Origin of the sequence: Flavobacterium sp. (assembly GCF_031422135.1) — a bacterium.
GTDB lineage: Bacteria > Bacteroidota > Bacteroidia > Flavobacteriales > Flavobacteriaceae > Flavobacterium.
Genome location: NZ_JANOQD010000020.1, coordinates 44,823 through 53,302, shown reverse-complemented (window position 1 = coordinate 53,302; position 8,480 = coordinate 44,823). Strand labels below are relative to the sequence as shown.

The window sequence follows — 8,480 nt, the reverse complement described above, 5'->3', positions numbered from 1 at the left end:
GTTACAAGTGCCTTTCATCGGAATTTCATTTCAACCATCCGCTTTTGCATCAATAGTTTTGCTAATGTTTGTGGCGCGATATTTGTCTAAAACAGCTATTGAAGATATGACTTTGCAAAAATCAGCAATAGAATTGTGGTTACCAGTTTTTGTAACACTTATACTAATACTTCCAGCAAATTTCTCAACAGCTGCTTTAATATTTTCAATGGTTTTAATGCTGACATTTATTGGGAAATATCCATTAAAAAACACAGGAATAATAGTTGGTGTTGGCGCAGCATTTTTAGCCTTTTTTATATTAATTGCAATGAAATTTCCAGACGCTTTTCCCAATAGAGTTGATACTTGGGTGAGTAGAATCGAGAATTTCACATCGGATCAACAAGGTGAAGAAGCCTATCAAATAGGAATTGCAAAAACTGCCATTGCTTCTGGTGGAGTTTACGGGTTAGGACCTGGAAAAAGTATTCAGAAAAACTTCTTACCACAATCTTCTTCCGATTTTATTTTTGCGATAATCATTGAGGAATTTGGACTCATTGGTGGTTTTGCCGTTATTTTCTTGTATGTAATGTTGTTTGTCAGATTTGTTATTGCGTCATATAAAGCACCTACAATTTTCGGAAAATTAATAGTCGTCGCGCTAGGGTTTCCTATTATATTTCAAGCTTTTATCAATATGGGTGTGGCAGTCGAATTGTTACCAACAACGGGTCAAACTTTGCCTTTAATTAGTTCTGGAGGAACTTCAATTTGGATGACTTGTGCAGCCATTGGAATTATTCTAAACGTAACCAAAAAAGAAGAAGAAATTGCCGAGGAGAATAAAGAAAAGAAACAACGAGATGAAGCTTTACAAAAACTAATTGACAAGCAATTGGCAGAAGAAGAACTTGTAGAAATAGAGAATTATTCAATTGATGATAAATCGGCAAATCCTATGAATGCAGTTTTGTATAAATAATGTAAAGTGTTCTCAGGAGCGCGGTCTAGGGATTTTAATTAAAAAAAATGAAACAATATAAATTCATATTAAGCGGTGGCGGAACAGGAGGACATATCTATCCTGCGGTTGCTATTGCCAACGAATTAAAATCTCGTTTCCCAAATTGCGAAATCCTTTTTGTTGGCGCACAAGACAAAATGGAAATGCAAAAAGTACCTCAAGCAGGTTACAATATCAAAGGTTTGTGGATTGCTGGAATTCAGCGAAAGTTGACTTTGCAAAATACAATGTTTCCATTAAAATTAGCCTCAAGTTTGATAAAATCATTTTCAATTTTAAAACAATTCAAACCCGATGTAGTTATCGGAACTGGTGGTTTTGCCAGCGGAGCAGTTTTGAAAGTAGCTTCTATGTTAGGAATTTCAACAGTTATTCAAGAACAAAATTCGTATCCAGGAATTACCAACAAACTATTAAGTAAAAAAGCCAATAAAATTTGTGTGGCTTACGAAAATTTAGAGCGATTTTTTCCAAAAGATAAAATGATTCTAACTGGAAATCCTGTTCGTCAAGATTTAATTTCGGTTTCAGAAAAAAGAAGCGAAGCTATTGATTATTTCAAATTAGATGAAAACAAAAAGACATTATTAATTCTCGGCGGAAGTCTTGGTTCAAGAAGAATTAACCAATTAATTGCCAAAGAAATCGATTGGTTATCATCTCAAAATATTCAAATAATCTGGCAATGCGGCAAATTATATTATGATGAATATTCAAAATATAATTCTAATAGCCAAAACTTGAATCCGAAAACCCAAGTTTTATCTTTTATCGATAGAATGGATTTAGTTTATGCGGCGGCAGATTTAGTGATTTCACGTTCAGGAGCATCATCAGTTTCAGAATTAGCTATAGTTGGTAAACCAGTTATTTTTATTCCGTCTCCAAACGTAGCCGAAGACCATCAAACCAAAAATGCACAAGCTATTGTTGACAAGCATGGGGCAATTTTATTAAAAGAATCAGAACTAGATTCAGAATTCAAAATCGTTTTTGAAGCCCTATTGAAAGACAAAGGAAAACAAGAAGATTTAAGTAAAAACATAAAGCAATTGGCATTACCAAATGCAACAAAACAAATAGTTGACGAAATTTTAAAACTGGTCGAAAGTTGAAAGTCATAAAGTCAAACGACTTTGCAACTTTGAACCTTTTTAACTAAAAGAAAAAAATGAACTTAAATCAAATACATAACGTCTATTTCATCGGAATTGGAGGCATCGGAATGAGTGCCTTGGCTCGTTATTTTAAATTTATTGGCAAAAATGTTTCTGGTTACGACAAAACCCCAACACAACTTACAAACGAATTAATTGAAAGCGGTATTGCCATTCATTTTGAAGATAATATCGATTTAATCCCGAAAGAGTATTTGGTTGAAAATACGTTAGTAATTATTACACCTGCCGTTCCAAAATCGCATTCAGAATGGAATTATTTTTTGGATAAAAATTACCAACTTAAAAAACGCGCTGAAGTTTTAGGAATTATAACCAAAGACACTTTTTGTTTTGCAGTTGCTGGAACCCACGGAAAAACCACAACTTCGAGTATTCTCGGACATATTTTGTATGAAAGTGGTGCCGATGTAACTGCTTTTATTGGAGGAATTGTCGAAAATTATAATTCCAATTTAATTGGTTCAGGAAAAACAGTAACCGTCGTCGAAGCTGATGAATTTGATCGTTCATTTCTCCATTTGCACCCTAATATTGCTTGTGTAACATCAATGGATGCAGATCATTTGGATATTTATGGCGATGATCCTTCAATAAAAGCTTCTTTCAGGGAATTTGCTGATAAAGTTACTGATAAAAATAATTTGTTTGTAATTAACGGATTAGAGCTTGAAGGAATAACCGTTGGTGCAAACGATGACTCAAAATTCGTAGCAAATAATATAAGAATAATCGATGGTTGGTATGTTTTTGATGTAAAAACACCTACCGAAACTATAAAAGATTTAAAATTCGGATTACCAGGAAAACACAATCTTACAAATGCGTTGCTTGCTTTAGCGATGGCTCGAACTTTCGGAATCCCAACCGAATCTGTTGCTAAAGCGTTGGCAACCTTCAAAGGTGTCAAACGCCGTTTTTCTTTCCAAATCAGAAAAGATAATTTCGTTTACATAGACGATTATGCGCACCATCCAACCGAAATTAATGCGGTACATCAGGCTGTTCGTGAGTTGTATCCAAATCAAAAAGTTTTGGCTGTTTTTCAGCCTCATTTGTTTAGTAGAACCAAAGATTTTGCTGATGATTTTGCCAAAAGTTTATCGCAGTTTGACGAAGTTTTATTATTAGATATTTATCCAGCTCGTGAATTGCAAATGGAGGGAATTACCTCGCAGTGGTTGTTAAACAAAATAGAAAATAAAAATAAAAAATTAATTCAAAAAAATGAATTGATTTCACTTTTAAAATCTTCCGATGCGCCAGTAATTGTTACGATTGGCGCGGGTGATATTGGCGAAATGGTTTCAGAAATTAAAATCGCACTCGATGAAAAGTAGTACTTTAATAAATATTCAATTAATAGTCATTTTAATCTTGGTGGTATTTCTGTATTCATTCACGTCAAGTCGAAATGAAAAAAGAAAAATTGCCAAACCTCAAATAGAATTTCTCAATGCAGAAAGTCCGTTTGTAACACACGAAATGGTTAATAACTTGTTGATAGATAATTTTCACGGCACTTTCAGTATCCAAAAAGATGGGGTAAATTTGAAAAAAATTGAGCAAACTCTCAATAAACATAGTATGATTGATAAATCTGAGGTGTTTTTGAGTGTAGATGGCAAGTTGAAAACTATTGTTAAACAAAAGACCCCAATCGCTAGAGTTTTTGACAATAATGATTCCTTTTATGTTGATTATAAAGGAACTAAGATGCCGCTTTCAAGTAATTTTACCGCAAGAGTCCCCTTGATTTATGGCGATATAAACAATCGTTATGAACAAGATTTTGTTGAGCTTCTGCAAACGATTTATAATGATGATTTTTTGAAAAAAAACATCATCGGAATCAAAATTTTACCTGATGGAAGCATCATAATGAAGAATAGAAATTATAGTTACGATATCATTTTCGGAAGAACCATTCAAATGGAAAGAAAATTCAACAACTATAAAGCGTTTTTTCAAAAAGCAGTACAAGACACTTTGATAGATAATTATACAAAAGTCAATCTTAAGTTTACTAAACAAGTAGTTTGTACAAAATAATTTGAGTATGGAAAGAGAGAATATAGCTGTAGGACTAGATATAGGTACAACAAAGATTGTAGCTATGATAGGCAAAAAAAATGAGTACGGAAAGCTAGAAATTTTAGGTGTAGGAAAATCTAAAAGTCTCGGCGTGGCTCGTGGCGTAGTAAATAATATTACACAAACCATACAATCTATACAAGAAGCAATTGCAATGGCGGAAGCGGATTCTGGCTTCAAAATAAAAGATGTTGTAGTAGGAATTGCTGGTCAACATATTCGAAGTATTCAACATAGTGATTATATCTCAAGACCCAATTCTGAAGAAGTAATTAGTGAAAACGATATTCACGTTTTGATTAATCAAGTGCAAAAATTAGCGATGTTGCCTGGAGAAGAAATTATCCATGTTTTGCCTCAAGAGTTTAAAATTGACGGTCAAGCCGAAATAAAAGAACCAATCGGAATGTACGGCGGTCGTTTGGAGAGTAGTTTTCACGTCGTGGTAGGTCAAGCATCGTCAATCAGAAATGTTGGTCGATGTATAAAAAGCGCAGGACTTGATTTATCAGGATTAACACTAGAACCATTGGCTTCTGCAGATGCGGTTTTAAGTCAAGAAGAAAAAGAAGCGGGTGTAGCCTTAATCGATATTGGTGGTGGCACAACAGATTTAGCTATTTTCAAAGATGGTATTATTCGTCATACAGCAGTAGTGCCTTTCGGCGGAAACGTAATTACTGAAGACATTAAAGAAGGTTGCTCTATCATTGAGAAACAAGCAGAATTATTAAAAACAAAATTTGGTTCCGCTTGGCCAGGCGAAAATAAAGATAACGAAATTGTTTCTATTCCAGGATTGCGTGGAAGAGATCCAAAAGAAATTTCTTTAAAAAACTTGTCTAAAATAATTCATGCTCGTGTAGTTGAAATTATTGAACAAGTGTATGCAGAAATTAAAGCATATGGTCACGAAGATCCTCGCAAAAAATTAATTGCAGGAATTGTACTAACTGGTGGTGGGTCGCAACTCAAGCACATCAAGCAATTGGTAGAATACATAACTGGAATGGATACCAGAATTGGATATCCAAACGAGCATTTAGCTGGAAATTCTTCTGAAGAAATTTCAAGCCCATTATATGCAACGGCGGTTGGCTTGGTTATGAATAGTGTGAGAAATAATACGGTAAGTGCTGTTCCTCAAGATAATTACATACCTGAACCTGTTTTGGTTCAAAAACCAACTATCGAAGAGAAGCAAATTATGCAAAAAGAAGAAGAGCGAATTATCGAAGAAGAAAAATTCGACTCTAAATCGACCGAAAAAACAATCAGAAAATCGTTTTTTGATAAATATATTGATAAAATTAAAGATTTTTTAGACAATGCCGAGTAATCGTTTTTGTCAATTATAATAAATAACAAAAGTTTTTCCTTCCTTTCAAAAGAAAGGAGCGGGGAGAGGAAAAAACAAACAATATGGAAAGCAACACAGAGTTTGGAAGCATTTCGTTCGATTTACCAAAAAACCAATCGAATGTAATTAAAGTAATCGGAGTAGGTGGTGGTGGCAGCAATGCTATCAATCACATGTTCAAGCAAGGTATCAAAGGAGTGGATTTTATAGTGTGTAACACAGATTCTCAAGCCTTAGATAACAGTCCTGTGCCTAATAAAATCCAGTTAGGGGTAAACCTTACTGAAGGAATGGGAGCAGGAGCAAATCCTGAAGTAGGACAACAATCTGCTATCGAAAGTATCGAGGATATCGAAAAAATGCTCGATACAAATACTAAAATGATTTTCATCACCGCTGGAATGGGTGGTGGAACAGGAACAGGAGCTGCGCCAGTAATTGCTCAATTGGCTAGAGAAAGAGATATTTTGACTGTTGGTATCGTAACCATTCCTTTTCAGTTTGAAGGAAAAGTACGTATCGAACAAGCACTTTTAGGTGTCGAAAAATTAAGAAAACAAGTCGATTCGCTTATTGTTATCAATAACAACAAGTTAAGAGAAGTATATGGAAATCTAGGTTTCAAAGCTGGTTTTTCTAAAGCTGACGAAGTTTTAGCAACTGCCTCACGCGGAATTGCTGAAGTAATCACGCACCATTATACCCAAAATATTGACTTAAAAGATGCCAAAACGGTACTTGCAAATTCAGGAACAGCTATTATGGGTTCTGCAACAGCAGAAGGAGAAAACAGAGCCAAAGAAGCGATTGTTTCCGCATTAGATTCACCATTATTAAATGACAATAAAATTTCTGGAGCCAAAAACGTATTGTTGCTAATCGTTTCTGGGACTAACGAAATTACTATTGACGAAATAGGAGAAATCAATGACCATATCCAGACCGAAGCAGGTTTCAATGCCAATATTATTATGGGTGTTGGAGAAGAAGAAGAATTAGGAGATAAAATTGCAGTTACCATAATTGCGACTGGTTTCTGTGTAGAACAACAAAATGAAATTGTTAATACGGAACCTAAAAAAATAATTCACGCCCTCGAAGATGATCAAAGAATTGTTCGTGATTTAACACAAAAATTTGAAGCACAAGGATTCGATTTTTCATCAACAGTTTCTAATGAGAAGATTGCAGAAATTCCTGTAATCGACAAAAAAATTGTTTTCGCATTAGAAGAAGAAATCCCAGTAGTTGTAGCGCCAGTTTTTACAATGGATTTAGTTCCTACATCAGAATTCTTGAAAAATATTGAAGTAACTTTTGAGGTAGTTTCTTCTAAGAAAATTGATGTTAACGATTTCTATTTTACGGCACCAGAAGTAAAGGAAATCGAAGTAATTGACCCGCAATTTGTGATAAATGAACAAGAGCAAATTGCTTTAACCTTTGATTTGCCAATTCAAAAAGTAGTAGAAACCACTGCAAATGCAGACAGACTTATTTTTGATTTGACAAACGAAATCAATGATATCAAAGTAACAGACGCAATTGAATTTGTACCAGTTACTGAAATCAATCAAAACGGAGTTATCAAGCATTCGCTAGAGGAATATATGGAAGTGGAAAATCAGTTGTTCGAAGCTAAAAAAGCAGAGCCAATTACTGAAGTTATTCCAGAAGAGCTTAATTTCACGATGAAACAAGTAGATCTAACATCACAAAATGGTGCTATTAACACTGCAAATCAAGTATCGCCACTCGAAATGTCGATTGAAGAATCTCTAAAAATGAGAGCCGAAGAACGTCGTCGTAAAATGAAAGAATTCAATTATAAATTTCACAATAACGCTTCAAAAGTAGACGAGTTCGAGAAAGAACCCGCCTACAAGAGAATGGGAATTGATATATCAAACAATCCAAATGACAACAATCGTTCCCGAATGTCATTAGGAACCGATAGTAACGATGATGTGCAATTGCGATCAAACAATTCATTCCTACACGACAATGTCGATTAAATTATAAAGAAACCAACCCCAAACCATTTTTAACCCGAAAATCTTAATCGTTTTCGGGTTATTTTTTGTGGTTTGGAGGCGTAAAACCATTTAAATTTTATTAAATTTGCCAAGCCTAATCCTGCTGTACGTTGCAAGCTTTTTTCGCAAAACACTTTTTTCTATAAACCAGAAAGAGCTTCCTTTGGTCGCTTTTCTGCTTCAAGAAAAAATATGTTTTCTCTCAAAAAGGCTTTCCACTTCCATCAGGGGCAAAAAGGATTGTTCGATTATTAGATTTTTCGATTTCTCGAACAATCAAGTAGTATAACAATCTAATAATCAAACAATCTAATAATCGAAAAAATGAGTTTATCAGTACAAATAATGGACGAAATGAAGAATGCAATGCGTGCCAAAGACACCATAGCACTCGAAGCACTTCGCGCCATTAAATCCGAAATATTACTAGCGCAAACCGCTACAGGAAGTAAAGAAGAAATAACCGAAGCCGACGAAATCAAGATTCTGCAAAAATTGGTTAAAATGCGCAAAGACAGTTACGAAATTTTTACAACACAAAATCGTCCAGATCTTGCCGAGCCAGAATTAGCACAAATCAAAGTAATTGAAAAATTCTTACCAGCACAATTATCAGAAACAGAAGTAGAAGACATTATTGCAAAAATAATAGCAGAAACTGGAGCGTCAGGAATAGCTTCTATGGGAAAAGTTATGGGATTAGCATCGACTCAAATTGGCGGACAAGCCGAAGGGAAGACTATTTCTAGTATTGTAAAGAAACTTTTAGTATAAATAATTACGAATTACGATTTTATAATTCG

Annotated in this window: 7 protein-coding genes; all 7 read left to right on the top strand. The window is 34.5% G+C overall.

Annotated features, from left to right (window positions below):
- The coding region (locus tag RMO70_RS03445) for an FtsW/RodA/SpoVE family cell cycle protein (protein WP_310555025.1) at positions 1 to 967 on the top strand (967 nt) is incomplete at its 5' end.
- A gap of 47 nt (positions 968 to 1,014) precedes the next feature.
- Positions 1,015 to 2,124 carry an undecaprenyldiphospho-muramoylpentapeptide beta-N-acetylglucosaminyltransferase gene (murG, locus tag RMO70_RS03440; protein ID WP_310555024.1) on the top strand — a complete coding sequence of 370 codons (1,110 nt, stop codon included), beginning with the start codon at positions 1,015 to 1,017 and terminating at the stop codon, positions 2,122 to 2,124.
- Between the two features lie 56 nt (positions 2,125 to 2,180).
- Complete coding sequence (gene murC, locus RMO70_RS03435; protein ID WP_310555023.1) at positions 2,181 to 3,527, top strand: UDP-N-acetylmuramate--L-alanine ligase; 1,347 nt, start codon at positions 2,181 to 2,183, stop codon at positions 3,525 to 3,527.
- Positions 3,517 to 4,239 (top strand): cell division protein FtsQ, encoded by a 723-nt coding sequence (locus RMO70_RS03430; protein WP_310555022.1) that lies wholly within the window; start codon positions 3,517 to 3,519, stop codon positions 4,237 to 4,239. The genes murC and RMO70_RS03430 overlap by 11 nt, the downstream gene beginning before the upstream one ends.
- A 7-nt stretch (positions 4,240 to 4,246) precedes the next feature.
- Entirely contained in the window at positions 4,247 to 5,620 is a 1,374-nt protein-coding gene (gene ftsA / locus RMO70_RS03425) for a cell division protein FtsA (RefSeq protein WP_310555021.1), read from the top strand.
- Between the two features lie 83 nt (positions 5,621 to 5,703).
- Entirely contained in the window at positions 5,704 to 7,656 is a 1,953-nt protein-coding gene (ftsZ, locus tag RMO70_RS03420; protein ID WP_310555020.1) for a cell division protein FtsZ, read from the top strand.
- 345 nt (positions 7,657 to 8,001) lie between these two features.
- Positions 8,002 to 8,451 (top strand): GatB/YqeY domain-containing protein, encoded by a 450-nt coding sequence (locus RMO70_RS03415; RefSeq protein ID WP_310555019.1) that lies wholly within the window; start codon positions 8,002 to 8,004, stop codon positions 8,449 to 8,451.
- Positions 8,452 to 8,480: the final 29 nt, after the last annotated feature.

Bases quoted from the DNA above. Each gene is read 5' to 3' on its own strand.
- ftsA (WP_310555021.1), top strand. From the start codon at position 4,247: ATGGAAAGAGAGAATATAGCTGTAGGACTAGATATAGGTACAACAAAG.
- RMO70_RS03430 (WP_310555022.1), top strand. From the start codon at position 3,517: ATGAAAAGTAGTACTTTAATAAATATTCAATTAATAGTCATTTTAATC.
- murC (WP_310555023.1), top strand. From the start codon at position 2,181: ATGAACTTAAATCAAATACATAACGTCTATTTCATCGGAATTGGAGGC.
- ftsZ (WP_310555020.1), top strand. From the start codon at position 5,704: ATGGAAAGCAACACAGAGTTTGGAAGCATTTCGTTCGATTTACCAAAA.
- murG (WP_310555024.1), top strand. From the start codon at position 1,015: ATGAAACAATATAAATTCATATTAAGCGGTGGCGGAACAGGAGGACAT.
- RMO70_RS03415 (WP_310555019.1), top strand. From the start codon at position 8,002: ATGAGTTTATCAGTACAAATAATGGACGAAATGAAGAATGCAATGCGT.